The sequence below is a fragment of the Rubrivirga litoralis genome (genome assembly GCF_031846415.1).
Classification (GTDB): domain Bacteria; phylum Bacteroidota; class Rhodothermia; order Rhodothermales; family Rubricoccaceae; genus Rubrivirga; species Rubrivirga litoralis.
Genome location: NZ_JAVRHT010000018.1, coordinates 52,402 through 78,004, shown reverse-complemented (window position 1 = coordinate 78,004; position 25,603 = coordinate 52,402). Strand labels below are relative to the sequence as shown.

The window sequence follows — 25,603 nt, the reverse complement described above, 5'->3', positions numbered from 1 at the left end:
CTCTTCCGCTCTTCCGCTCTTCCGCTCTTCCGCCCGTGCCCGCCGCCCCGCCCGCCGATGCCCTCGACGCCCTCCGCAGCCGGTGGGGCTACAGCGCGTTCCGGCCCGGGCAGGACGAGGCCGTCGCCGCGGCGCTCGCCGGCCGCGACGTGCTCGCGGTGCTCCCGACGGGCGGGGGGAAGTCGCTCGTGTACCAGGTGCCCGCCGTCGTCCGCCCCGGCGTGGTCCTCGTCGTCTCGCCGCTCGTGGCCCTCATGCGCGACCAGGTCGACGCGCTCGCGCGGCGCGGCGTGCCGGCCGTCGCCGTCCACGGGCGGCTCTCGCCGCGCGAGGCCGACCAGGTGTGGACGAACGCCGAGTTTGGGCGCTACCGGCTCGTCTACCTCACGCCCGAGCGGCTCCAGACGGAGCTGTTCCAGGCCCGGGCGCCGCGCCTCGACGTCTCGCTCCTGGCCGTCGACGAGGCCCACTGCGTGAGCGAGTGGGGCCACGATTTCCGCCCGGCCTACCGCCGCATCGCCGAGGCGCGCCCGCTCCTCACCGACGCCGAGGGCCGCCCCGCCCCGGCCGTCGCCGTGACGGCCACGGCGACGCCCGAGGTGCGCCGCGACGTGCTCGACCAACTCGCCCTGCGCGACCCGGCCGTCGTCGTGCGCGGGTTCGACCGGCCCAACCTCGTGTGGAGCGTCCACCACGTCCAGGACCCGGGGCGCCAGGTGCTCGACGTGTTCACGGGCGTGGCTGGGGCAGGGCTCGTCTACGCTGGCACGCGGCGGGGGACCGAAGAGGCGGCGCGGCGGCTCGCGCGTGAGGGCATCTCAGCCGAGCCCTACCACGCCGGCCTCGACCCGGACCGCCGCGACGCCACGCAGCGGCGGTGGCTGGAGGGCGAGACGCGCGTGATCGCAGCGACGAGCGCGTTCGGGATGGGCATCGACAAGCCCGACGTGCGTGCCGTCGTGCACACCGCCCCGCCCCTCACGATCGAGTCGTACTACCAGGAGGCCGGGCGGGCGGGGCGGGACGGGCAGCGGGCCTACGCCGCGCTCGCGCTGGGGCCGGACGCCGCGCGCGGCCCGCGTGCGCTCGTCGAGGCCAGCCACCCGACGGCGGCCGAGGTGCAGGCCGTCTATGACGCGGCGGGCAGCCTCGCGCAACTCGCCGTGGGCGCGCTCCCCGACGGCCCGACCGTGCTCGACCTCGCCCGCGTCGCCGCCGTCGCCGCCGTCGCCGGCGTGTCCGGGGCGACGGTCCGCGCCGCCGCCGACCGCCTCGCCGCGGCCGGCGCGTGGGACGTCGTGCGCGAGCGCGAGGGCGTCGTCCATGTTCGCGTCCCAAACGGGCTCGACCGGCTTGCCGACCTGGGCGGGGCGGACGGACTCCGCGCCTTCGTCCGCGCCCTGTCGCGCGAGCTGCCCCCAGCCGCCGCCGCCGGGTGGACGGCCGTCCGCCTCGACCGGCTCGCACCGTCGCTCGGGCTGGCGCCCGCGCGCCTCGACGCCGGGCTCGACCACCTCGCCGGGCGCGGCGCCATCGAGGTCCGCCGCCCCGCCCAGGGCCTCACGCTCGCGTGGGCGGCCCCCCGCTCGCGCTTTGCGCCGACGGACGGCGGCGCCCTCGGCGGCGACCGCCGCCGGGCGGGGCGGCGCCTGGACGACGTGCTCGCCTACGCCTCGGGCGCCGGGTGCCGCCGCCAGCACCTGTTGGCCTACTTCGGCGAGCCCGCCCCGCCCCGGTGCGGGCGCTGCGACGTGTGTCTGGGCCGGCACCGCGCCGGCGAGGTCACGCCGGCCGACGAGCCCGCGCTCCGCGGCCTCCTCCGCGCCGCCGAACAGGGCGAGACGGCCGCCGCGCCGGGCCGCCGCGAACGCGAGCTGGCCGACTGGCTCGCGCACGAGGGTTACCTCCGCCTCACCGACCCGCTCGCCGTCCGCTACGAGCTGACGCCGAAGGGCCAGCGGCACCTGGAGCGGGGCGGGTAGGGCGCGGCCGCCCCGCCCCCGAGTCTGATCCCGGCTCTGACGGTTTGCTATGCATCTGTCTCGCGCCGCCCCGCCCTACGAAGTCCCCTGCTGGGAGAGGGACACCGCGCAGCGTCGGCGCAGCCAGGGTGAGGGGTCTCGGGCCGGGCGGGGTGGTGGACCGACGCGCGGGGCGGGGTGGCTCCACCCCGCCGCCCCGCCCGCCTGTGCGGCACGGCCGCTACCGGACGAAGGTCACGCGGCGCGTGGCCTCGACGCCGTCGCCGACCACGCGGACGACGTAGACGCCGGCCGTCAGCGCGGCGCCGTCAACCGTCAGCGCGAGGTCCCGCCCCGCCCCCACCTCGCCGGCGTACAGCGTGCGGACGTGCCGCCCCGCCGCGTCGTAGAGGTCGGCGCGGACCGTCTGGGCCGTCGCCACCTGGAGCGTGAGGCGGGCGGTCCCGGGCGTCGGGTTGGGGGCGGGCGCCGAAAGGGCGAAGGTGCCGTCGGGGCGGGGCTCGCTGGCCGTAGACCGCAGGACGTCAGGGCGGAGCACGAACAGCCCGTAGGCCCGGTCGTTGGCGATCACCAGACCGCTCTCGAAGTACGGATAGTTGCTCCACTGCCCCGAAAACGACACCGCGTTCGCGTCGGGGTAGGTGTCGAAAAAGGCCACCTCCCGGAGCTTCCCGCTCGCCACCCCGCCCAGGTCCACGATGCGGAGGCCGGCCTCGTAGTTGCTCTCGAAGGCGTAGCCGCCGCGGATGTACAGGTTGTGGTCGGCCGTCGTGAGGCCCGAGTCGTAGGCGCCGATAAACTCCGGTGCGTCCAGGTCCCCCAGGTCGAACAAGATCGTCCGCTGAGTCGGCGTGGTCCCTGTCATCTCGTCGAGTTCGTCGTTGACCAGGAAAAACCGTTGGTCGTCGGTCAGCCACCCCTGGTGCGTGTAGGCCTCGCCGGGGTACTCCGCCTGCGACACGATGCGGGCGTCGCTCTTGTCGGTCACGTCGAAGACGGTCACGACGTCCTCGTTCGAGGCCACGCACAGTTCGCGACCGGCGTAGTCGGCGTCCGGGCCGCGGTAGACGACGCACTGCGCGTCGTGCGTGTAGCCCGGGGTGCGGGAGCCCGTCTCGACGGCGGCGTCCGAGAAGCACCCGGCAAACGTGGGGCTTTTCGGGTCCTGGATGTTGATGGCGTGGAAGCCGGGCACGTCGCACGACGCGGGCAGGCCCGCCTCGGAGGAGGGCCGCGATCCGACGGCGTACGCGAACCCCGTCTCCTCGTCGATCACGATGTTGTGGGCCGAGCTGAGGCGGTCGTACACGGCGTCCGCCGCGAACGTCACGGGCGTTTCGCCCGCGTCGCGGAGCCGGGTCAGGTCGAACACCTGGACCCCGTGGCCGCGGGCCTCGGAGACGACGAACGCGTGGTCGCGGTACGTCTTGACGTCGCGCCACCCGCTCGGCGTGCTCTGCGTCGGCAGCTTTCCGACGAGGCGCGGGCGGGTCGGGATCGAAAGGTCCACGAACGCCGTCCCGTTCTCGGTCCCGACGAGCGCGTACTCGGTCCCCGTCTCGGGGTCGGTCCACCCCCAGATGTCGTTGTTCGCCCCGGCCGCTGGCGATTCTTCCGTAGCGAACGCGTCGACCGGGAGGCGGCCGGCGAGGCCCACGCCGTCGCACGCGAACGCGCCGACGTCTGGCACGGAGACCACCCCGCCCTCGCACGCGAGCTCCTGGGCCTGGGCGGGGAGGGCGGCCGCCCCGCCCACGAGAGTCGCGAGGCCGAGGAGGAGTCTGTGCATGGGGGCGGGGCGGTGGAGCTCGATAAAAAACGGGGGACTCCAGCGCCGGCCGGAGTCCCCCGTGGTACGAGCGGGGCGGGGTGGGTTCCCGCTGCCGTGCCTAGAGCCCGCCCACCGGCTCCACGGCCTCGATACGCGGCATGAGCACGAACAGGCCGTTGTCGCCGTCGTTGGCGACCACGATCCCGCTCTCGAAGTACGGGTAGTTGCTCCACTGCCCCGCGAAGTTGATCTCGGTCCCCTGCGGGTAGGTGTCGAAAAAGCCGACCTCGCGGAGCACGCCGTTCTCAGCGTCCGAGTGGTCGAGGACGCGGAGCCCCGACTGGTAGTTGCTCTGGTAGTTGAGGTCGCCGACGACGTACAGGTTGTGGTCGATCGACGCGAGGCCGGAGTCGTAGGCGCCGATAAACTCCGGGTTGTCGAGGTCCTCGGTGTTGAAGATCAGCGTCCGCTGGGTCGGCGTCGTCCCCGTCTGCTCGTCGAGCTCGTCGTTGGCGAGCACGAACCGGCGGTCCTCGGTAAACCAGTTCTGGTGCGTGTAGGCGTCGCCGGGGTAGGCCGCCGTCGAGATCACGCGGACGTCGTCCTTGTCGGTCACGTCGAAGAACGTGACGACGTCCTCGTTCGAGCCCACGCAGATCTCGCGGCCCGTGTAGTCGGCGTCCGGTCCGTCGTAGTTGATGCACTGGGCGTCGTGCGTGTAGCCCGGGGCCGAGACCGGGCCGGCGTCGCTCGCGGCGTCGGAGAAGCACCCGGCGAACTTGGGGTTCTTCGGGTCCTGAACGTTGATGGCGTGGAAGCCCGGGGCGCCGCAGGCGGCCGGCAGGTCGTCGCCGCGCGAGCCGGAGCCGACGGCGTAGGCGAACCCGCTCTCCTCGTTGACCACGATGTTGTGGACGTTCGTGACGCCGGTGTACATGGCGTCAGGCTCGAACCGCCGCGCCGGGTCGGCCGAGAGGCCACGGAGCTTTGTCAGGTCGAACACCTGGACCCCGTGGTCGCGGGCTTCGGAGACGATGAGCGCGTGGTCCTGGTACGTTTTGATGTCGCGCCACACGGTCTCGACGGTCGCCGTCGGCAGCGTGCCCAGGTGGACCGGCCCGGTCGGCGTCGAGACGTCGACGAAGGCGGTCCCGTTGGTCAGGCCGACGAGCGCGTACTCCTTGCCGGTTTCGGGGTCGGTCCACCCCCAGATGTCGTTGCCGCCCTGGGCCGTCGGGTCCAGCTCGGCCACCGAGAGGCGGGCCAGCAGGTCGACGTTGCTGCACTCGTAGGGGCCGGCGCCGGGGCCGGACGCGTTCGGGAGCGTAGCTAGGCCGTCGACGCAGGGAGCCACCGGCGTCAGCGCCGCGGCGTCGGGCGCCGCGCCGTCGGCGGTCATGGGGTCGGAGGCCGTCGAGGCGCACCCGGCGAGGGCGGCGCCGAGGAGGAGGAGAGAGAGTCGCTTCATCGGGGGGGAGTCAGGGGCAGGGCGGAGAACGGGCGGGCGCCCGGCGGTGGTACGCGGGGGCGGGGCGGTCAAGACGCGGGCGCCTCGACGAAGCGGTTGCCCGCGCGGTCCTTGCGGACGTGCTCGGGGTCGAACACGCGGCCGTTCATGGCCACGTACACGCCCGGCCCGAGCGTCTGCACGGCGGCCGCGGCAAAGCCCACGTTGAACTCGGCGTCGGTCGCCTTGAACCGGGCCGGAGCGAGCGAGCCCACGAAGACGACCGTCTTGGCCGCCCCGCCCGAGTCCGCGGCCAGGCGCTCGGAGACGGCGCGGGCCGTCTCGGGCATCGTGTCCGTCCCGTGCGTGACCACGACGCGCGTGGCGTCGCACGCGGCGATGCGGTCGGCGACGAGGGCGCGGTCGGCGTCCGTCAGGTCGAGGCTGTCCTTCTGAAACAGGGCGTCGACGTCGAACGAGAACGCGACGCCGGCCTGGCGGAAGACGTCAGCGATGAGCGGGTCGCCCACCTCGAACGCGCTCTTGGCGTCGAAGTAGACCTTGTCGATCGTGCCGCCGGTCGTGAATACCTGGACGTGCATGCGGGGCGGGGCGGCCCCGGGGCGGGGCGGGAGGAGGGCTCAGGGGTCGGGGGCGGGTCCCGAGGTCCCCCAGCGCTCGTCGCGGAGGCGCTGGGCGACGGCGGCGTACGTGGCCTCGGCGAGGGCGGGGTCGCGGGCGAGCCGGTCGAGCGCCCGGTCGAGCGCGGCGTCGTCGAGGCCGTGGGCCGCGAGGGCGACGGCGCGGAGGCTGTCGGCCGCCCCGCCCGGCGACGGCGCCCGCCCCGCCCCGCCCGTGGTGTCGGCGAGGGCCGCGCGGGCGTCGGCGAGGGCCACGTCGGCGAGGGCGTCGACGAGCGTCGAATCTACGGCCGGCGCCACCCCGCCCGCCGCCCCGCCGCAGCCGGCGAGGGCGACGAGCGCGGCGGCGGCCCACGGCCTCACGCGGCCCACGGCCTCACGCGGCTTCGGACGACGCGGTCTCGGACGACGCGGTCTCGGGCGGGGCGGGCACGTCCATGCGGAGCAGGTGCGCGGCGTACGTCTTGCCCTGGGCGTCGAGCTTGAGCGAGACCGTGCCGCCGCCGCCGAGCGCCCCGTGGAGCAGGAAGTTGAGGGCCGAGAGGTTCGGGAGCTCGAACCGCTCGACCTCGCCGTCCACGCGCGGCCCGAAGTGCTCTTTCACGCGCTCGGCCGTGACCGTCTCGCGGAGCCAGTCGTAGTGGCCCGGGTCGCGGGCGATGAGGCCGACGTTGACGGCGTCGCCCTTGTCGCCGGAGCGGCCAAAGCAGAGGTCGAGGAGCTTCATGAATGCGGAAGGTTGAAGGCGGAATGCGGAAAAGGGATCGGCAGCGAGCGTTGAGGGATCGGGTGCGAGGCCCTTCCGCATTCAACATTCGCCATTCCGCATTCTACGGGATCATCTTGTTCAGCGGGTACTCGAAGATCCCCTCGGCGCCGAGCCGCTTGAGCTCGGGGATCAGCGTGCGCACCTGGCGCTCCTCGATGATCGTCTCAATCGCCACCCACTCCTCGTCGAAGAGCGGGGCGACGGTCGGGTTGCGGAGGGCGGGGAGGCGCTCGACGACGGCGTCCAGGTCGGTCCGGCGGACGTTCATCTTGAGCCCGACGCGGCCCTCGGCCCGGATGGCGCCCTCCAGCAGCAGGGCCAGGTTCTCGATCTTCTCCCGCTTCCAGTCGTCGGCCCACGCCGCCTTGTTGGCGACGAGCTGCGTGTTCGAGGACAGCAGCACCTCGACGATGCGGAGCTTGTTGGCGCGCAGCGAGTTGCCCGTCTCCGTCACCTCGACGATGGCGTCGACGAGGTCGGGCGCCTTGACCTCGGTGGCGCCCCACGAGAACTCGACCTCGGCCGAGACCCCGTGCGACTCCAGCCACCGCCGCGTGAGGCCGACGACTTCCGTCGCGATCCGCTTGCCCTCCAGGTCCTGCACGCTCTGGATGTCCGAGTCCTCGGGCACAGCGAGCACCCAGCGGACCGGCCGCATCGAGGCCTTCGAGTACACGAGGTCGGCGACGACGTGGACGTCGGCGTTCGTCTCGGCGATCCAGTCGAGCCCGGTGATCCCGGCGTCGAACACGCCGTCCTGGACGTACTTCCCCATCTCCTGCGCGCGCACGAGCATGGCCGTCAGCTCGTCGTCGTCGATCGACGGGAAGTAGCTCCGCGAGCGGACGGAGAACGAGTAGCCGGCCTTGTCGAGCAGGTCGAACGTGGACTCCTGGAGGCTCCCTTTGGGGAGCCCGAGCCGGAGCACGGGGGCGTCGCCGGTCCCGTTCGTGGTGGCGGCGGAGGGGGCGGTCTGCGTGGGCATAGGGCGGGGTGGGGTGGGGGCGGTGGGCGCCGCCTGGAAGCTCCCCCCATTGTCATCCTGAGGAGCGAAGCGACGAAGGATCTCAGCGCCGGCGGGTTGTCGCGGCGCCACCTCCCCCTACGACGGACGCCTCTCGCCGAGATCCTTCGTTTCACTCAGGATGGCAAGAAGAATCCGGAGGAGCACGCCGCCCCGCCCAGACGGTACCGCCCGGCGACACGGCAGGGGCGGGGTGGCCCCTACGACTCCGCCCCGCCCTCGGCCGCCCCGCCCTCGGCGCGCGCCTCGGCCTCCAGGTCGGCGCGCGTGCGGAACGTGTAGGCGACGGCCTCCATCTGGCGGAGGAACGAGCGCTTGTCGAGCCGGCGGTCGGGCGCGAACGTCATCCCGTAGAAGACGTACAGCCGGTCGGTCGCGGGGTCCACGAACGCGTAGCGGACGAACGAGCCGCCCATGATGTCGTTCGTCATGTACCAGAACCCGCGCGTCTCCTGGGCGGGGCGGCCGGCGATCTCGGCCGTGTCCCGCGTCATCGGCCGCTGGTCGTCGAGCTGGACGTAGGAGCTGTCGAGCGTGCCTCGCGCGAACGTCTCCAAGAGGTCGTTCGTGATCCGGTCGATCTCGGCCGGCGGCGGGAGCGTCTCGACGCCGTCGGCGGCGAACACGAAAAAGTCGCGCCAGGTGTCCGAGAGCACGCGGCGGTAGCGGACGAAGCTGCCGTCGAGCCCGCCCGCCGTCGCCGCCGTGTCCTGGACCTGGACGTAGTCGTGCTGGATCTGGACGCGGTAGTCGTGGGCGTCGAGGAGGTCGGCTTCGAGGTCCTCCTGGCGGAGCCGGGCGAACATCTCGCCCGTCGTGTTCTCGCGGGCCAGCGCGTTGAACGCGGCGCGGAGCTCCGGCCCGCGCTGGAGGAACTCGCGGGCGAGCGCGCGCTCGTCGGCGGCCGTGGCGATCACGACGAGCTGGCCGTTGGCCCACAGGTCCGGCCGGAGGTTGAAGGCCGCCACCCCGCCCGAGCGGACGGCGTCGAGCCCGCCCTCGCCGACGCGGGCGCGGATAAAGTCGCCGATCGGCCCATCGGCGTCGATCGGCGCGGCGAACACGAGGGCGCGGCGGAGCTTGAGCTGGTCGAAAAAGCGGCTCGTCAGCGGCTGGAAGTTGAGCTTGAACGCGCCCTGGTTGCCGGGGAGCGTGGCGATGGGCTGCGCCAGCTCGGCGCGGATGGCCTCGCCCACCGGCCCCGCCCAGGTCGCGCTGTCCGAGACGACGGTGATCTCTTCGACGTCGCCGCGCGCGGTGGTCTGCCCCGCGAAGGACTCGCACCCGGCGAGAACGGCGAGAACGACAGCGAGGGCGGCGGCGAGCGGGGCGGGGCGGGGGAGGCCGGTCATGGGCGGGGCGGGGTGGGGGCGCCCTCCTTCAACGCCCGAGCCCACGTTTCCACCTGCTCACGCCGTTCGGAATCGGTGAGACCCGGGTCGTCCCAGAGCCGCTCCACGAGGCGGATGAGGGCGCTCCCGACGATGAACCCGTCGGTGTGGCGCGTGAGGCGGGCGGCGTCGGCCGGCGTCGAGATCCCGAACCCGACGAGCAGCGGCTGCTCGACGAGCGCGCGGGCGCGGGCGAGGTAGGCGTCGGTCGCGTCGGCGTCGCCGAGGCCGGAGCCCGTGAGGCCCGCCACGCTCACGGCGTAGACGAACCCGGTCGAGCGGGCGTCGACGAGGCGGACGCGGTCGTCGGAGGTGTTGGGCGCGATGAGGTGGGTGATGGAGAGGCTGTGCTGGGCGGCGGCCTCTTCCAACTCCTCGGCCTCTTCGGGCGGGAGGTCGGGGAGGATGAGGCCGTCCACGCCCGAAGACGCGGCGTCGGCGCAAAAGTCGCCCGCGCCGTAGCGCAGGACCGGGTTGGCGTAGCCCATGAGCACGAGCGGCGTGTCGGACTCGGCGCGGAAGGCGGCGGCGGTCTCGAACGTGCCGGCCATGGTCGCCCCCTGGCGCAGTGCCCGCTCCGATGCCATCTGGATGGGCAGCCCCTCGGCGACCGGATCCGAGAACGGCATCCCCAGCTCCAGGAAGTCCGCCCCGCCCGCGTCGGCCGCGCGGAGCACGTCGAGCGTGGCGCCGGGCGACGGGAAGCCGGCAGTGAGGAACAGGCCCATCGCCGCCCCGCCGGCCTGCGGTCCGCCCCGCTCGCGGAGAGTATCGAGGTGGGCACGGAGTCGAGTCACGGGAAATGGGAAATAGGAAAAGGGGGCGGGCGGGGTGGCGCCGGCTGCCGCTTTCTTGCTCTACCTGCTCTACCTGCTCTACCTGCTCTACCTGCTCTACCTGCTCTACCTGCTCTACCTGCTCTACCCCGTCCCGTCCAGCCACGCCGAGATCGTGGCCATGTCCTTGTCGCCCCGCCCGGAGCAGTTGAGGACGATCGTCGCCGCCCCGCCCATCTCGGCGGCGAGGGCGGGGAGGGCGGCGACGGCGTGGGCCGTCTCGAGGGCGGGGATGATGCCCTCGGTCTCGCTCAGGAGCCGGACCCCGTCCATTGCCTCGGCGTCGGTCGCCGTCCGCACCTCGACGCGGCCGGTGTCCTTGAGGTAGGCGTGCTCCGGCCCGACGCCGGGGTAGTCCAGCCCGGCGGAGACCGAGTGGGCGATCTCGACCTGGCCGTCGGCGTCCTGGAGCAGGTAGGTCCGCGTGCCGTGGAAGACGGCCGGCTCGCCGCGCGAGAGCGTCGCCGCGTGGCGGCCGCCCAGCCCCTCGCCCGCCGCCTCGACGCCGATCAGGCGGACGTCCTCGTCTCCGACGAATGGTGCCCAGATGCCGATCGCGTTGGACCCGCCGCCGACGCACGCCACGACGGCGTCGGGCGTCTCAGACCCGGTCTGCTCCAGCAGCTGCCGCCGCGTCTCGTCCCCAATGACCCGGTGCAGCTCGCGGACGAGGCCGGGGTACGGGTGCGGGCCGATCGCGGAGCCGATGATGTAGTACGTCGAGTCGGGGTTGGAGACCCAGTCGCGGAACGCCTCGTTCGTCGCGTCCTTGAGCGTCCGGCTCCCGCTCTCGGCCGGGCGGACGGTCGCGCCCAGGAGCCGCATCCGCTGGACGTTCAGGTTCTGGCGCTCGATGTCCTCGGTCCCCATGTAGACCACGCACTCGACGCCGAAGAGCGCGCACGCCGTCGCCGTGGCCACGCCGTGCTGGCCGGCCCCGGTCTCGGCGATGATCCGCTCCTTGCCCATGCGCCGCGCGAGGAGCACCTGCCCGACCGCGTTGTTGATCTTGTGGGCGCCCGTGTGGCAGAGGTCCTCGCGCTTGGCGTAGATGGTCGCCCCGCCCAGACGCTCCGTCAGCCGGTCGAGCCGGGTGAGCGGGGTGGGGCGGCCGACGTAGTCGCGCAGCAGCCGGTGGTACTCGGCCCAGAACGCGTCGTCGGCCTGCGCCTCGGCCCACGCCCGCTTCAGGTCCTCCAAGACCGGGTGCAGGATCTCGGGGACGAACGCGCCGCCAAAGGCGCCGAAGCGCCCCCGTTCGTCGGGGGTTTGGGTACGGGGTACGGGGTACGAGGTACGGGGCGGGGCGGAGGTGGCCATGGGGGCGGGGCGGTTCGGGGCGGGAACGTCGGCGTAGGGACACCATGCATGGTGTCCGCATGGGCGGGGTGGCAGGCAGGGCGGGGTGGGGGGCGTACCCGGTACCTCGTACCCGGTACCCGCCGCCGCTAGGCGGCCGTCGCCGCGCGGAAGGCGTCGAAAAAGTCGGCCAGCTTGTCCAGGTCCTTGACGCCGGGGCTCTCCTCGACGCTCGACGACAGGTCGACGGCGTACGGCCGCATCGTGTCGACGGCCTCGGCCACGTTCGCCGCCGAGATCCCGCCGGCGAGGAACACGTCGACCACCCCGCCCAGCTCGCGCGCGACGCGCCAGTTGAAGCTCTCGCCGGTCCCGCCCCAGAGGCTCGTGTGGTGCGTGTCGAGGAGCACGAAGTCGACCACGTCGAGGTAGGGCTCGACGAGCGCGCGGACCTGCTCGGAGGAGGCGTCGTGCTGGACCGAGACGGCCTTGATGACGGGCACGTCGACGGCCGCGCACGTCTCGGGCGTCTCGTGACCGTGGAGCTGCGCGAGCCGGAACCCGACATCCGCGCACCGCGCGTTGATCGCGTCGGCGCTCTCGTTCACGAACACGCCGACCGGCTCCGGCCCCCGCACCCACTCGATGATCTCCTTGGCCACGGGCGGGGCGACGTAGCGCGGGCTCTCGTCGTGCTGGACGAACCCGAGAAAGTCGGCCCCGCTCGCCGCCGCCGTGCGGGCGTCGTGGAGCCGCGTGATGCCGCAGATTTTGACCTTGGTCATGGGGTACGGGGTACAGGGTGCGAGGTACAGGACGAGGTCATGGTGCGGGCACCGTACCCCGTACCGCGTACCCCGTACCGCTCGCCAGAGCCACGGCCGTCTCGCGGCGAAGGGCGGCGAGGGCGCGGCCGGGGTCGGCGCTCCGCATGAGGTGCGTGCCGACCAGAAAGGCGTCGGCGCCGGAGGCCCGGAGGCGGGCGGCGTCCTCGGCGGTGCGGATCCCGCTCTCGGCCACGCGGACGATCCGGGCGGGGAGGTGCGCGAAGACCCGCCCCGCCCGGTCCAGGTCCACTCTGAACGTCTTGAGGTCGCGGCTGTTCGCGCCGAGCACGTCGACCCGGTCGAGGTCGATGGCGTCCAGCTCGCGCTCGTCGTGGACCTCGACGAGCACGCCGAGGCCGAGGTCGCGGGCGGCGTCCAGCAGGTCGTGCAGGAGGGCGCGGTCGAGGGCCGCCGCGATGAGCAGCACGGCGTCGGCGCCGTAGGCGCGGGCCTCGACGAGCTGGTAGTCGTCGACCACGAAGTCCTTGCGCAGGACCGGCAGGTCGACCGCGTGGCGGACGGCGGCGAGGTGCTCCAGCGAGCCCTGAAAATGCGTGGGCTCGGTGAGGACCGAGATCGCCGCGGCCGCCGCTTGCTTGTAGGCCCGGGCCGTCGCGGCCGGGTCGTACTCGGGCCGGATGACGCCCTCCGACGGGCTCGCCCGCTTGCACTCGGCGACGTAGGCCGGCCCGTCCGGGCGGCGGAGCGCGCGCGCGAGCGACAGCGTCGGCGCGTGGAACGCCGGCCGCTTGGTGAGCGCCGCCGCCGGCGTGACGGCCCGGCGCTCGGCGACGAGCGCGCGCGTGTCGGCGAGGATCTGGTCGAGGATGGTGCTCACGGGTGATGAGTGATGAGTAATGAGTGACGGGCGGAATGTGGGAGAGTGACGGCTCATCACTCATACCCCTTCACTCGTCACCTCATGCCGCCTCGGCGAGCTCGTTGGACGCCTCGACGAGCGCGTCCAGCTTGGCCAGCGCCGCCCCGCTCCCGACGCTCTCACGGGCCGCGTCCAGGCAGTCGTCGAGCGAGCCGTACTCGCCGGACGCCAGGAGCGCGTAGGCCGCGTTGAGGAGCACGATGTCCGTCTGCGGCCCGCCCGCCCCGCCCAGGACCGCGCGGACGATCTCGGCGTTCTCGTCGGCCGTGCCGCCCTGGAGCGCCGCCGCCGAGACGCGGGCCAGCCCGAACCGCTCGGGCACCACCTCCTGCTCCAACAGCCCGCCCTCGTAGGCGTGCGAGCCTGTCTGGTAGATCGTCGTCGGGCTCGTCGTCGAGAGCTCGTCCAGCCCGTCGTGGGCGTAGACCACGACGACGTGCTCGCTGCCCAACCGCAGCAGGATCCGCGCCATCATCTTCGCGACCGGGTCCGAGAACGCGCCGACCAGCTGGCGCTTGACGCCGGCCGGGTTGCAGAGCGGCCCCAGGATGTTGAAGAACGTCCGGACGCCGAGCGCCCGCCGCACCGGCCCCACGTGCTTGAGGGCGGGGTGGAACTGGGGAGCGAACAGGAACGCGATGCCGGTCTCCTGGAGGCACCGCGCCACCCCGCCCGCGTCGAGGTCGGACCGCACGCCGAGCGCGCCCAGCACGTCGGCCGAGCCGCTCGACGACGAGACGCCCTTGTTGCCGTGCTTGGCGACCGGCACGCCCGCGCCGGCGGCGACGAAGCTGGCGGCCGTCGAGATGTTGAACGAGCCCGAGTGGTCGCCGCCGGTCCCGCACAGGTCGATGGGGTCGAGGTCGCCGGTCGCGACGGGCACGGCGTACTCGCGCATCACGCGCGTGAAGCCGGTCAGCTCGTCGAGCGTCTCGCCGCGCGAGCGGAGCCCCAGCAGCAGCGCGGCCACCTGGACCGGGTCGGCCTCCCCGCCCAGCATCACGTGCATGGCGGAGGCGGCCTGCGCCTCGGTCAGCGTCTCGCCCTCGGCAACAGCTTGTAAGATCGGTTTCAACGGTTCAGGGTTCGGGGTTCAGGGTTTCGTCGTCGCTGACGTCGAGAGACCATTCGGCGCCAGGCTCCCGAGTGGCTCGGGGCGGGGCGGTTCGGAGGTAGCGAGCGAGCCCGCCGCACGCCCCGCCCGCGCGGCGAGCGAGGTCGTAGAGCGCGTCGAAGGTGTCCGTGTCGAGGTAGCCCAGGTCGAGGGCGAGGTAGAGTTGGGAGCGGACCTCGGCGGCCGAGGCCCGCGCAATCGTCAGGAAGCGGGCGAAGTCGGCGGGAGACCGGCGCGCGTAGCCCTCGGCGACGTTCGAGGAGACCGAGATCGACGCGCGCCGGATTTGGTCCCGGAGCGCGAAGTCTTTGGCGAACGCGCCACCTGCCGTCGCTTCGTACACGAGCCGGTTCAGCTCCCGCCCCAGCTTCCACGCCTCGATCTCCTCGAATCGCCTGAACGTCCCCATCACGCGCCCTCGGCTGTGCCGACCGCCCCACCCCGCCCTTGCGAACCCTGAACCCCGAACCCCAACACCCCCCGGACCCAGTTCCGCACCAGCCTCGGCCCCTCGGTCGTGAGCACGCTCTCCGGGTGGAACTGGACGCCCTCGACCGGGTGCTCGCGGTGGCGGAAGCCCATGACCACCCCGCCCTCGGTCTCGGCCGAGACCTCCAAGACGTCCGGGAGCGAGGCGCGGTCGACGACGAGCGAGTGGTAGCGCGTCGCGACGAAGTCCTGCTCGACGTCCTCGAACACGGTCCGGCCGTCGTGGTGGACCCGGCTGGTCTTCCCGTGCATGAGCGTCGGCGCGTGGACGACGCGGCCGCCGTAGACCTCGCCGATCGCCTGGTGTCCCAGGCACACGCCAAGGACCGGCGTCGACGGCCCGAACCGCTCGACGACCGCCTCGCTCACGCCGGCCTGGGCGGGGCGGCCCGGCCCGGGCGAGATCAGGATGCCCGCCGGCGCGAGCGCCTCGACCTCGTCCAGCGTGACGGCGTCGTTCCGCACCACGCGGTAGGCGTCCGTCTCCGCGCCCACGAGGTGGACGAGGTTGTACGTGAACGAGTCGTAGTTGTCGATGACGAGGATCATAGTCGGTACGGGGTACTCGGTACGGGGTACGAAGGGAGTAGGCGTCGAGGCTAGGCCGTACCCCGTACCTCGTACCCCGTACCCGCATTCAAGAAGCCGACCGCCTCGCGGACCTCGCCCAGCACCTCGGCCGCGCGCGCCCGGGCCGCCGCCCCGCCCGCGGCGAGCACGTCGCGGACGTCGTCGGGCCGCTCGGCGAGGGCGCGGCGCCGCTCGCGGGCCTCGCCGAAGTAGTCGGTGACGAGCGCCAGCAGCTCTTTTTTGGCGTGGCCGTAGCCGTAGCCGCCGGCCCGGTACGCTGCGGCGACCTCGGCCTGCTTCGCCTCGTCCGCGAACAGGCGGATGAGGGCGAACACGTTGTCGGCGTCCGGGTCCTTCGGCTCCTCCAGAGGCGTCGAGTCGGTGACGATCGACATCACCTTCTTCTTGAGCGCCGCGCCCTCGTCGAAGATGCCGATCGTGTTGCCGTAGCTCTTCGACATTTTGCGCCCGTCGAGGCCCGGGACCACGGCGACGTCGTCGAGGATGAGCGGCTCGGGGAGCGGGAAGAGGCCGCCCCGCCCCGGCTCTGTCCCATCGTCCGCCCCGCCCTCGCTGGCCGCCCCGCCCGTGCCGAACGTCTGGTTAAAGCGGGCGGCCGTGTCGCGGCTGATCTCGAGGTTCTGCTTCTGGTCCGCCCCGACCGGCACGATCAGGCCGCGGCCCGGCGCCGCGTAGGCGAGGATGTCGGCGGCCTGGAGGATGGGGTAGGTCAAGAGGCCCGCGTTCGCGCTCGCGCCCTGGGCCGTCTTGTCCTTGTAGGCCACGCCCTTTTCCAGGAGCGACGTGGGCGTGAGGCACAGGAAGACCCACGTCAGCTCGCCGAGCTGGGGCACGTCGGACTGGACGAACAGGTGGGTCCGGTCGGGGTCGAGGCCGAGCGCGAGGTAGTCGAGCGCGGCGTCGAGCGTGTTCCGGCGGAGCGCCTCTGGGGCGCGGAGCGTGGTCAGCGCGTGGTAGTCGGCCACGAACAGGAACGCCTCGCTCCGGCGGGCGGGGTCGTTCGCGAGCGCGATGTTCTGGCGGAGCGCGCCGAGGTAGTTGCCCACGTGGAGCGTCCCCGACGGCTGGATGCCGGACACGAGCACGGGCGGCGCCGCGTGGGCGGCGTCCGTCGCGGGCGGGGCGGGGCGGGGGGCGGGCATTCGGGTGGCGGGCGGGGGGACGGGTGACGAGCCGGGGGCGGGGCGGGGCCGTGCTCCACCTCGCCGCCCGTGCCCGTCGCGCTCTACGCCGTCTGCAAGTCGGCGGCGAGGTCGCGGAGCGCGCCGCGGCGGGCGTCGGACGCCTCGGCGTTGTGGGTCAGGATGGCCCGCGTCCGCTCCTGGTGGTGAACGGCGTCGACCTCGTTGCGGATGGCGCCGCCGAAGTCACGCTCGGCGTCGAGGAGCGCGTCGACGTGGTCGAGGGCGGGGCGGCCGGCGGCCGAGTCCGCCTCGGGCAGGTCCAGCCCGCCCGGCACGCGGCGCACGCCGCTCGGGGGCGTCCCGCCCAGGCTCAGGATCGTCTCGGACATCTTGGCGATCTCGGTGCGGAGGTACGGCATGAGCGCTTCGAGCCGCTCCTTCGGCAGCCCGGCGGGCAGGCCGTCGAGGATGGCCTCGTAGGCGTACATCAGGTCGATGTGGCGCTCGGCGATGGGCTGCAACCGCTCGGCGCTGTGGGCGCGCGAGATGTAGCGCCCGGCGCCGCCTTTGTTCAGGATCGGGCGGAGGGAGGGGAACATGGGCGGGGTGGGTTCGGGGTTGGGAGGTTCAGGGCTCGGGGTTCAACGGCCGGGCGGACGACCCTGAACGCCCCAACCCTGAACCATCAGAGCAGGTCGGAGGTGGCGGAGCGCATGGCGGCAAAGAGGGCGGCGGCCTTGGCGCGCGTCTCGTCGTACTCGGCCGCCGGGTCCGAGTCGGCGACGACGCCGGCGCCGGCCTGGACGTAGGCCGCCTGCCGCCCCGCCCCGTCCTCCTTGACGATCATCGTGCGGATGGCGATGCAGGTGTCGAGCGCGCCGTCGAAGCCGGCGTAGCCAACGGCGCCCGCGTAGGGACCGCGGCGGATGGGCTCGAGCTCGTCGATGATCTCCATGGCCCGCACCTTGGGGGCGCCGGAGACGGTGCCGGCCGGGAAGCAGGCCGCGAGCACGTCGACGGCCCGGCGGTCGCCGACCGCCCCGCTCACGCTCGACACGAGGTGCATGACGTGGCTAAAGCGCTCGACCTCGGCAAAGCGGTCGACCGTCACCGTGCCCACGTCGGACACGCGGCCGACGTCGTTGCGGCCGAGGTCGACGAGCATGAGGTGCTCGGCGCGCTCCTTGGGGTCGGCCAGGAGGTCGGCCTCGCGCTCGGCGTCCTCGGCGTCGGTCTCGCCGCGCCGGCGCGTGCCGGCGATGGGGAGCACGAGCGCCCGCCGCCCCGCCCCGCGCGGGTCCACGCGCGTGAGCACCTCGGGCGACGAGCCGACGAGCGTGAACGGCCCCTCGGCGCTGTCCAGGCCGTCGACGTCGAGGTAGAACAGGTAGGGCGAGGGGTTCACCTGGCGGAGCGCCCGATACAGGTTGAAGCGGTCGCCCGCGAACGGCATCGCGAACCGCTGTGAGAGCACGACCTGGAACACGTCGCCCTCGTAGACATGCTCCTTCCCGCGGCGCACGGCGGCCTCGTAGTCGGCCCGCTCGACTGACGCCTGGGGCTCGTCGGCCAGCAGGCGCACGGGCTCGCCCGTCTGGACGCCCCGCAGCAGGTCGTCCTCCAGCTCCAGGAGCCGCGTGGTCGCCTCGGCGTAGGCCGCGCCCAGGTCGGTCTCGGCGTCCACGAAGACGGTCGCCATGAGCACGAGCTGGTGGCGGACGTGGTCGAAGGCGGCGACGGTGTCGTAGAACCCCCACACGCCGTCGGGCAGCCCGAGCACGTCGGGCGGGCCGGGCGGGAGCGACTCGACCTGGCGCACGGCGTCGTAGCCGGCGAACCCGACGGCGCCCGACGTGAGGCGCGGGAGGCCGGGCACGCGGGCCTGCTCGGTCGCCTCCAGGACCTCGCCGAGCGCGTCGAACACGCTCCCCGCCCGGCTCTCGACGTCGTGCGGCGCCCCGTCGCCGCCGACGGCCCCGGCGGGGCGGTGCGTGAGCACGCGGCCGCCCCGCGACTCGACGACGAGGTACGGCCGCTTGCCCAGGAACGAGTACCGCCCCAGCCGCTCGCCGCCCTCGACCGACTCGAACAGGAACCCGAACTGGCCCGGCTCGCGGAGCGCGAGGAACGCGGCGACCGGCGTGAGCAGGTCGGCCGAGCGGCGGACGTAGACGGGCACGGCCAGCTTCCGCCCGTCGGCGGGGAGCTGCTCGCGCACGGTCGTCTCGAACTCGGAGAGCGTCATCGGGTGCGGAAGGTGGGGCGCGGGGCGCGGGCGGGGTGGGGAGGTCCGGCCAATAAAAAAGCCCCCTGCTCGCTGGAACAGTGGGCTCGCGTCGGGAGGCGCGTTCGCGTCAGGCCACTGGCCGTCCGCCCACTGGGTGTGGGGGCCACCAGGGCCAGACGAGCGGAGTGCGGCGTGCCATGCGGCCAAGCTAGCGGCATTCGGCGGGCGCGGCAACTGCGGGCCGCCCCGCCCGCACGGCCACGCCCCTGGGCTCCCCCCGTCCGCGCGCCCATCGCAGAGGCTCCGCCTCCGCTCAGCGGAGCGACCGGCCGAACGGCGGGGGGAGCGCGGGCGGGGCGGTCGGCCTCGGCTTGTCCGCCCCGCCCGCGCGCTATCGCTCGTGGCGGGGCGGGGCGGCGGGCGGGACCACGCGCCGCGCCGGCGGTCGGGCGGGGCGGCGGACCGGGACGGCCTCGGCCACCCCGCCCGCGCACAGGTTCGGCATCGGGACCGGCGGCGGCCCGGTGCGCTCCGCCTCGGGCATCGGGGCCGGCGCCGCCCCGCCCGCGCCGAACGGCGTCGGCATCGGCGCGCCGGCGTCGCACCGTGGGGTGGCGCCGGGCAAGTTGTCCAGCGTCCTCGCCAGCCGCTCTGTACGTCGGTCGAGGAAGTGGCGGAGCCGCCCCTGCTCTTCCTCCAGCGTCTCGTCCTGGTCCCGCCACGGCTCGAACCCGTCTGGGCTGTCGCGGGGAGCCGCGGGCGGGGCGGGGTCTTGGGCCACGGCCGGCGCGGCGATCAGGAGCGCGAGGGCGGGGAGGAGGCGCATGGCGTCACGAGGCGTCGTCGGGGGCGGGGCGGGCGCGGCCGAGCGCGGCGGCCAGCGCCGCGTCGTAGCCGTACGGGTCGGCATAGAGCCGGAGCGCCCCGCCCTCCTCGGCCCAGGCCGTGAAGTAGACGAAGTGCGTCCGCACCGGGCGCTCCAGGCGGACGCCCCGGCGTGGGCCGCCCCGCCACGCGGCCCGCGCGCGCCCCGGCTCCCAGCCGTTGACCGTCGTCATCAGGTGCTCGGCGAGCTCGTCCGGCGCCGACGCCTGCACGCACCCGCTCGACATCGACGAGCCCGAGCCGTCGTCGAACGTGTACCGCTTGTTCGTGTCGTGGATGAGGATGGCATACGGGTTGTGCATCAAGAACTTGACGCGCCCGAGCGGGTTGGCCGGGCCGGGCCGCTGCACGAACCGGAAGGACGAGACCGAGACCGAGTCCCACGGCACGAGGCGCGAGTCGACCGCCTGCCCGTTCTGGTACACCTCGAACCCCTGGCGGTGGAGCGAGAGGCTGTCGCGCTGGGCCATCGGGAGCACTTGGGCGGCGGCCAGCGAGCGCGGGACGTACCACGCCGGCTGGAATTCGAGCGTGTGGATGGAGTCCGAGATCACCGGCGTCGTCCACCCCGTTGTCTGCGCGTTGCCGATGTTGGCCGGCATCCGCAGGGACTCGGCCACCCCGCCCGTCGAGTCTCGCATGAACGCGCGGATCTCGAAGGCCGGCAGGTTCACCCACACGTAGTGCTCGCCGAAGTCGTCGGGGAGCCAGCGCCAGCGCTCCAGGTTGAGCGCGAGCCGGTCGCGGAGCCCGTCCAGGTCGGCGTTGAGCGCATCCGTCACCGAGGCATCGAGCACGCTGTCGGACGCGAGGCCGTGGGCGCTCTCGAAGCGGGCGAGCCCGGCGGCGAGCGAGTCGTCGAGGAGGTAGGCGTCGGGGCGCGTCCAGGCGTCGAGCGAGTCGGCGGGGAGCCAGCCCAGCGCGTCCAGCCGCTCGCGGAGGTGCGGCACGCGGACCGACCGGCCGCCGGGGCGGAGCGCCGTGCCCTCGGGCACCGGCGCGAGGTCGTCGCCCAGCGCGTCCAGCCGCGCACGCAGCCGGCGGTACCCGGCGTGGGCGGGGCGGAGCCCGCCGAGCGCTGCCGCCACGCGCCGCGCGTCGCCCGAGCGGACGGCGGCCTGGAGGCCGGCCCAGCGCTCGCCGTCCGGGTCGCGGTCGGTCGCGTGCCACACGCCGGGGTAGAGCGAGGCGGGGTCCGCGCGCTCGCCCAGGAGCGCCCCGCCCAGGCGGAGCGCGCCGTCGGTCAGCAGCACGTCGAGCGCGGCGACGAGGGCGGGGCGGGGGTCGGCGAGCGTGTCGCGGGCGGCGCCGTCGAGCGCCTCCCACTGGGCCTCGGCCTCGGCCAGCCGCGCGTCGAGCAGGTCGAGCGTGGGCGCGTGGACTTCGGCCGGGCGGAGCCCGTCGGCCGCCGCCTCGCCGATCGCCCGGCGGAGCGTCCGGCGTTCGGCCGGCAGCGCCCACAGCGCGGCGCCCCCAGCGTACGCCGCCCGCGTCTCGGGCCGGAGCGCGGCGGCCGCCCCGCCCACGCGGATCGTCTGCGCCGAGGCGTGCGCGGCGGCCAGCGCGTCGACGGCCTCGGCGGCGGGCGGGGCGGCGGCCTCGTCGTCGGCGCCGAACCAGTCGGAGAACGGTCCCCACCCGAGCAGGGCGGCGAGGGCGACGGCGAGCAGAGGGGAGACGGGCGGCACGGCGGGGGGGCAGACGAGGGACGATCAACGTCGGGCGGCCGCCGAAAGTACGGTGCGCCCTTCCCGGAGCCGCGTGGGGGCGGCCCTGAAGCGGAGCCGGTCCCGGCTCGGGCGCGTACGGTCCGCTCCCCGCCCCGCCCCCATGAGCGCCGCCCCGCCCGCCCGCACCGACACGCCCGCCCCGCCCGGCGCCGTCGTGCTCGACTTCGACCCCGCCCGCGACGGGTTCTCGTTCCCCAACCGCTTCGAGTGGACCGACGGCGACCTCGACGTGCTCGCGGGCGCGCTCCGCCCGCTCGCCGCGCTCCCGTTTGCGCTCGGCGGCGCGCTCGGCGGTCGCTTCGGCGGGGGCAGCGATCAGGGCGGGGCGGGAACCGCTGCGGGCGCCGCCGTCGCGGGCGGGGCGGGGTGGGCCGTGGGCGGCGGGCTCGTCCGCTCGGTCGCCCGCCGCTGGCCGACGTTCGGGCTGTGCGGCGGGATGGCGCTCGCGGCCGTCGAGCGGTGGCCGGCGCGCGGCCGCGTCGCCACGGCGGCGCTGGAGCGAGAGCCCATGCGCGCGCTCCTCCGGCGCCGCCAGGAGGCCACGCTGCGCGCGTCGTTGCCCCGGTTCGCGCGCTACTGGGCGCTCGTCCGCTTCACGCCCGGCGCCATGCCGCACGCCCCGCTCGCGGGCGCGCTGGCCGCCGAACTCGACCGCGTCGAGGCGGCGCTCCGGGCCGGCCGCCCCGCCCTCCTCGGCCTCGTCGGCGACGCGCCCGACCCGTTCACGCTCCACCAGGTCGTCGCCTTCGGGGTCGACCGCCGCGGCCGCCTCGACGCGACGCTCCAGGTCTACGACCCCAACGCGCCCGGCCAGACGCGCACGATCACGACGGGCGGGGCGGGGGCGGGGCGGACTGCGATCTCGACGGACCTCCCGACGGGCCGCCGCGCCGACGGCCGCGTCCACATCTCGACGCGGCCGGGGCACCTGTCGCACCTGTTCGTGATCGACCCGGACGCGTGACGAGCCGGGGGCGGGGCGGCGCCGCGCCGCCGTGCGCAGGCGGCGGAGCGGTCGCCCCTACGCCGTGTCCCGCTCGGCCTCCGCCTTGATCGCCCGGTTCATGGCCTCGAACCCGCCGCGCGTGTCGGTGTCGAGGCTCCGGCGCAGGAGCGGGACGAGGAGCCCGCCGAACGCTTCGCCGTGGTGGAACCGCGTCCGCCCCGCCCCGAGCGGCTCCAGGCGGAACGCGTGCTCGCCGCGGAAGAGCCACCCCGCCCCCAGCGTGCCCCGCCACGAGAGCGCGCGCCCCGGCTCGGCGCGCGTCACGACGGGCTTGAACGTCATCGGCTTTTTGCCCGGCGGTCCGAGGCGGGCAAAGAGCCGGGCGCCCTCGCGGACCTCGCCGCGGATCTCGTGGATGAACGGGTTCCAGTCCTGGCGCTCAAAGTCCGTGAGCACGGCCCACACGCGCTCGGGCGGGGCGTCGATGTCGATCTGCGTCTGGATCTGCACGGGCGGGGCGGGCTGGAGGAGGCGCCGCGCGTACGTGCCGCTCGGGTGGCGGTTGCGGACGGCTGGGGGAGCCCGCGCTCGCCACCCCGCCCGCGCTCGCCCCTACCCCTGGTTCTTGATCACCGGCGGCTCGGCGGCCGCCCCGTCGCCGGACCGGGCCACGTCGGGGACGTCGGCCTCGCCGGGCGGGGTGGGCGCGCCGGGCGGGGCGGCCCGCTCCTCGCGGCGCGTGGCGATCCACGACGCCACGGACGCCGTCCCGATCGAGACCGCGATGACCGTGAGCGAGACCCACGTCGGGAGGTGGCCGTCGATGAACGGCTCGGCCAGCATCTTCCCGCCGATGAACACGAGCACGAACCCGAGCCCGTAGTGGAGGTAGCGGACGCGCTCGATGATCCCGGCCAGCAGGAAGTACAGCGCGCGCAGGCCCACGACGGCCATGATGTTCGAGCTGTAGGCGATGAACGGGTCGGTCGTGATGCCGAGGATGGCCGGAATCGAGTCGACCGCGAACACGACGTCCGTCAGCTCGATCATGATGAGGACCAGGAACAGCGGGGTCGCCCACAGCTTCCCCTTCAGGCGGACGAAGAAGTGCTCCTCGTGGTACGACTCCGTGACCGGCAGCTTGCGGCGGAGGAACACGAGCAGCTTGTTCTGCGACACGTCGGCGGCGTCGTCGTTGTCCCGGAACATGCGGAGCCCGGTGAGCACGAGGAACGCCCCGAACACGTAGAGCAGCCAGTGGAAGCGGTCGATGAGCGCGACGCCGACGAGGATCATGAACCCCCGCATCAGGATGGCCCCGAAGATCCCCCAGAACAGGACGCGGTGCTGGTACTGGGCCGGGACCCCGAAGTACCCGAACAGGACCGCGATCACGAACAGGTTGTCGACCGAGAGCGACTTCTCGACGATGTAGGCCGTGAAGAACGTGAGCGCGGGTTCATGCCCAAAGCCGATCCAGATGGCCGCGTTCACGGCCAGCGAGGCGGCCACGAAAAAGGCCGAGAGCCAGGCGGCCTCCTTCCACTCGATCTTGTGGGCCTCCTTATTGAACCCGAACAGGTCCACTAGGAGGAGCCCGATGATGTAGGCGTTCAGCGCCAGCCAGGCCCAGGCGGGAACGTCGAGGTGAGTCGTAGGGGACACAGGCACGTAGCGATCAGTCGTCCGTGAACGCGGCCTCTGCCGGCCGGTTCGGCGTTTCCCGGAACGTTCCTACGGCGCCTCCCCGCACGGCCCCGGCGGTAAAGCCTGGGGCGGGGCGGCTACCCGCTGAGGTCGCGGTGCCCGAAGTAGTACAGGCAGAACGCGAGCTTCTTCGCCTTCATCGGCCCGAACCCGGGCAGCGCGCGGACCCGGCGCTGGACGTCGGCCGCCCCGCCCTCGGCCCAGATCTGCGCGGCGTCGCCGCCGTAGTCGTCGGCCAGGCGGCGGGCCACGTCTTGCGTAAGGTCGACCATCTTGTTCGTGAAGCGGTGGACGGCCGGGGACTCGGTAAAGACGGCGGCGAAGGCGTCGCGGTCCATCTCCGCGATCCGGCGCATGTCGAGGTGGCCGAGCCGCTGCTTCAGCTTGAGTGGCCCAGTGAACGCGGTCTCGGCGAGCACGCGCTGGTCGTAGAGGAGCCCGAGGAGGACGGCGTTGGGGTCGTCGCGGAGGAGTTGGTCGGCGTCGCGGTCCTTCGTCGCCGTGCCCTCGGCCTGGAGCCGGTCGAGCATGCGGACGAGGCCGCCTTCGAGCGAGGAGTAGTCGGAGGCGTCGATCACGGGCGGGGCGGTAGAGTCGGTGAGTCGGTAGGTCGGTGGTCACGGGCGGGGCGGCCGACCACTCCGCTCGCGCTCGCCCTCTGCGTGAGGGGCGCCTCGCCCTCGGCGTGAGCGGCGGCGCAGCCAGGCCGAGCGGGCGAGAGTCTACGGCCCGCGCCGGGACGGTGCCGAGGGCGGGGCGGCCCGTCCCTATCCTGGCCGTGCCTCCTCACCCGCCCCGCCCCGCCATGCCCACGCTCCCGACCGCCCCGCTCGCCTCACGGTCCGCGCGGCTCCGCGCCTCGGTCTTCGCTGCCCTCCTGGCCGCCCCGCTCCTCGTCACCGGGTGCGACAGCGGCGACGACGACGCGAGCGGCGCCGAGGTCCGCGTGATGAGCCAGAACCTCTACCTCGGCGGCGACCTGTTCACGGTCACCGCCGAGACCGACGCCCAGCGCGTCCCGCTCCGCGTGGCCGAGCTCTACGCCACGATCGAGGCCTCGGACCCCGCCGCGCGGATGGCGGCCATCGCCGCCGAGATCGCCGACATCGAGCCTGACCTCGTCGGGCTCCAGGAGGTCGCGACCTACGCCGTCCAAACGCCGGCGGACAACCTGCCGGGCGGGGCGGCGACCGCGGCCACGGACGTGACCTACGACCTCCTCGACCTCCTCCTCGACGCGCTCGCCGCCGAGGGCGCGAGCTACACCGTCGCCGCCCGCAGCGACAACGCCGACGTCGAGTTCCCGGCGACGGCCGACGGACGGACCTTCTTCGACGTCCGCTACCGCGACGCCGACGTAATCCTCGCCCGGTCGGGCGTCGAGACCTCGGGCGCGACGGCCACCGTGTTCCAGGCCATCCTCACGGTGCCGGTGGGCGGCGTCGAGCAGGCGTTCGTCCGGTCCTACCAGTCGGTCCGGGCGACGGTCGACGGCGCCACGTTCGCGTTTTTCAACACGCACCTCGAAGTGGGCGGCCCCGCCGGTCCGGTCCAGGAGGCTCAGGGCGCTGAGCTGGCCGCGGCCGTCGCGCGCGTCCCGAGTCCGCTCGTCCTCGTCGGCGACCTGAACTCGGACGCGGGCGGGACCGGCACCGCGACCTACGGGATCGTCACGCGCGTCCTCGACGACGCGGCGGGGGCAGGCGCAGGCACGCCCACGTGCTGCCAGGACGCCGATCTCCGCAACGACGCGTCCGACCTGTCCACGCGGATCGACCTCGTCCTCACGCGCGGGTTCCAGGTCGAGGCGTTCGAGACCGTCCTCGACGAGCCCGCGGACCGGATCGGCGACCTCTGGCCGAGCGACCACGCCGGCGTCTGGGCCGACCTCGTCCTGGGTGACGACGCTTAAGAGCTTCGGGC

25 protein-coding genes are annotated in these 25,603 nt (G+C 73.9%); 3 read left to right on the top strand and 22 right to left on the bottom strand.

Features of this window, described 5'->3' with window-relative positions; all coding sequences use genetic code 11:
* A partial coding sequence (locus tag RM540_RS09180) for a RecQ family ATP-dependent DNA helicase (RefSeq protein WP_311663336.1) occupies positions 1-1,982 on the top strand: 1,982 nt, incomplete at its 5' end.
* Positions 1,983-2,202: 220 nt separating this feature from the next.
* Here the strand turns inward: RM540_RS09180 and RM540_RS09175 are convergent.
* The 19 genes from RM540_RS09175 to RM540_RS09085 all read right to left on the bottom strand — a co-directional run bounded on the left by RM540_RS09175 (position 2,203) and on the right by RM540_RS09085 (position 20,985).
* Positions 2,203-3,771, bottom strand: a complete 1,569-nt coding sequence (locus RM540_RS09175; RefSeq protein ID WP_311663334.1) for a choice-of-anchor B family protein — start codon at positions 3,769-3,771, stop codon at positions 2,203-2,205.
* Positions 3,772-3,871: 100 nt separating this feature from the next.
* Positions 3,872-5,221 (bottom strand): choice-of-anchor B family protein, encoded by a 1,350-nt coding sequence (locus RM540_RS09170; RefSeq protein WP_311663332.1) that lies wholly within the window; start codon positions 5,219-5,221, stop codon positions 3,872-3,874.
* Positions 5,222-5,289: 68 nt separating this feature from the next.
* Positions 5,290-5,802, bottom strand: a complete 513-nt coding sequence (locus RM540_RS09165; RefSeq protein WP_311663331.1) for an asparaginase domain-containing protein — start codon at positions 5,800-5,802, stop codon at positions 5,290-5,292.
* Between the two features lie 39 nt (positions 5,803-5,841).
* Positions 5,842-6,204 carry a hypothetical protein gene (locus RM540_RS09160; protein ID WP_311663330.1) on the bottom strand — a complete coding sequence of 121 codons (363 nt, stop codon included), beginning with the start codon at positions 6,202-6,204 and terminating at the stop codon, positions 5,842-5,844.
* A 13-nt stretch (positions 6,205-6,217) separates the two neighbouring features.
* Positions 6,218-6,568 (bottom strand): AtuA-related protein, encoded by a 351-nt coding sequence (locus tag RM540_RS09155; protein ID WP_311663329.1) that lies wholly within the window; start codon positions 6,566-6,568, stop codon positions 6,218-6,220.
* 103 nt (positions 6,569-6,671) lie between these two features.
* Entirely contained in the window at positions 6,672-7,595 is a 924-nt protein-coding gene (gene hisG, locus RM540_RS09150; RefSeq protein ID WP_311663327.1) for an ATP phosphoribosyltransferase, read from the bottom strand.
* A 239-nt stretch (positions 7,596-7,834) separates the two neighbouring features.
* Positions 7,835-8,986 carry a DUF4837 family protein gene (locus RM540_RS09145; protein ID WP_311663325.1) on the bottom strand — a complete coding sequence of 384 codons (1,152 nt, stop codon included), beginning with the start codon at positions 8,984-8,986 and terminating at the stop codon, positions 7,835-7,837.
* A complete protein-coding gene (trpA, locus tag RM540_RS09140; RefSeq protein ID WP_311663323.1) occupies positions 8,983-9,822 on the bottom strand; it encodes a tryptophan synthase subunit alpha in 840 nt (279 codons plus the stop codon). Before trpA ends, RM540_RS09145 begins: the two co-directional genes overlap by 4 nt.
* A gap of 123 nt (positions 9,823-9,945) precedes the next feature.
* Positions 9,946-11,181, bottom strand: coding sequence for a tryptophan synthase subunit beta (gene trpB, locus RM540_RS09135; protein ID WP_311663322.1), 1,236 nt, complete (start codon positions 11,179-11,181; stop codon positions 9,946-9,948).
* A gap of 128 nt (positions 11,182-11,309) precedes the next feature.
* Entirely contained in the window at positions 11,310-11,945 is a 636-nt protein-coding gene (locus RM540_RS09130) for a phosphoribosylanthranilate isomerase (protein ID WP_311663320.1), read from the bottom strand.
* Positions 11,946-11,982: 37 nt separating this feature from the next.
* A complete protein-coding gene (trpC, locus tag RM540_RS09125; protein WP_311663319.1) occupies positions 11,983-12,825 on the bottom strand; it encodes an indole-3-glycerol phosphate synthase TrpC in 843 nt (280 codons plus the stop codon).
* An 82-nt stretch (positions 12,826-12,907) separates the two neighbouring features.
* Positions 12,908-13,942 (bottom strand): anthranilate phosphoribosyltransferase, encoded by a 1,035-nt coding sequence (gene trpD, locus RM540_RS09120; RefSeq protein WP_311663318.1) that lies wholly within the window; start codon positions 13,940-13,942, stop codon positions 12,908-12,910.
* Between the two features lie 4 nt (positions 13,943-13,946).
* Positions 13,947-14,390, bottom strand: a complete 444-nt coding sequence (locus RM540_RS09115; protein WP_311663338.1) for a four helix bundle protein — start codon at positions 14,388-14,390, stop codon at positions 13,947-13,949.
* Positions 14,390-15,019, bottom strand: a complete 630-nt coding sequence (locus tag RM540_RS09110; protein ID WP_311663317.1) for an anthranilate synthase component II — start codon at positions 15,017-15,019, stop codon at positions 14,390-14,392. The genes RM540_RS09115 and RM540_RS09110 overlap by 1 nt, the downstream gene beginning before the upstream one ends.
* A gap of 50 nt (positions 15,020-15,069) precedes the next feature.
* Positions 15,070-16,203 carry a tryptophan--tRNA ligase gene (gene trpS, locus RM540_RS09105; RefSeq protein ID WP_311663315.1) on the bottom strand — a complete coding sequence of 378 codons (1,134 nt, stop codon included), beginning with the start codon at positions 16,201-16,203 and terminating at the stop codon, positions 15,070-15,072.
* A gap of 83 nt (positions 16,204-16,286) precedes the next feature.
* The gene (locus RM540_RS09100; RefSeq protein ID WP_311663313.1) at positions 16,287-16,784 is read right to left on the bottom strand and encodes a hypothetical protein; all 498 of its coding nucleotides are present in this window, start codon (positions 16,782-16,784) and stop codon (positions 16,287-16,289) included.
* Between the two features lie 86 nt (positions 16,785-16,870).
* Positions 16,871-18,430: an anthranilate synthase component I family protein gene (locus RM540_RS09095; protein ID WP_311663311.1), complete on the bottom strand. Its 1,560-nt coding sequence runs from the start codon at positions 18,428-18,430 to the stop codon at positions 16,871-16,873.
* A 373-nt stretch (positions 18,431-18,803) separates the two neighbouring features.
* Positions 18,804-19,238, bottom strand: a complete 435-nt coding sequence (locus RM540_RS09090; RefSeq protein ID WP_311663309.1) for a hypothetical protein — start codon at positions 19,236-19,238, stop codon at positions 18,804-18,806.
* A 4-nt stretch (positions 19,239-19,242) separates the two neighbouring features.
* Positions 19,243-20,985: a L,D-transpeptidase scaffold domain-containing protein gene (locus tag RM540_RS09085; RefSeq protein WP_311663308.1), complete on the bottom strand. Its 1,743-nt coding sequence runs from the start codon at positions 20,983-20,985 to the stop codon at positions 19,243-19,245.
* Positions 20,986-21,127: 142 nt separating this feature from the next.
* Between RM540_RS09085 and RM540_RS09080 the strand changes: the two genes are divergently transcribed.
* Positions 21,128-21,991, top strand: coding sequence for a hypothetical protein (locus RM540_RS09080; protein ID WP_311663307.1), 864 nt, complete (start codon positions 21,128-21,130; stop codon positions 21,989-21,991).
* Positions 21,992-22,048: 57 nt separating this feature from the next.
* Here the strand turns inward: RM540_RS09080 and RM540_RS09075 are convergent, their stop codons facing one another.
* From RM540_RS09075 to RM540_RS09065, 3 genes are all read right to left on the bottom strand, one after another.
* Positions 22,049-22,483: an SRPBCC domain-containing protein gene (locus tag RM540_RS09075; RefSeq protein WP_311663306.1), complete on the bottom strand. Its 435-nt coding sequence runs from the start codon at positions 22,481-22,483 to the stop codon at positions 22,049-22,051.
* Between the two features lie 102 nt (positions 22,484-22,585).
* Complete coding sequence (locus RM540_RS09070) at positions 22,586-23,638, bottom strand: TerC family protein (RefSeq protein ID WP_311663305.1); 1,053 nt, start codon at positions 23,636-23,638, stop codon at positions 22,586-22,588.
* Positions 23,639-23,757: 119 nt separating this feature from the next.
* Positions 23,758-24,258 carry an HhH-GDP family DNA glycosylase gene (locus RM540_RS09065; RefSeq protein WP_311663304.1) on the bottom strand — a complete coding sequence of 167 codons (501 nt, stop codon included), beginning with the start codon at positions 24,256-24,258 and terminating at the stop codon, positions 23,758-23,760.
* Positions 24,259-24,485: 227 nt separating this feature from the next.
* Here RM540_RS09065 and RM540_RS09060 point away from each other — a divergent pair, with 227 nt between their 5' ends.
* Entirely contained in the window at positions 24,486-25,592 is a 1,107-nt protein-coding gene (locus RM540_RS09060) for an endonuclease/exonuclease/phosphatase family protein (protein ID WP_311663303.1), read from the top strand.
* Positions 25,593-25,603: the final 11 nt, after the last annotated feature.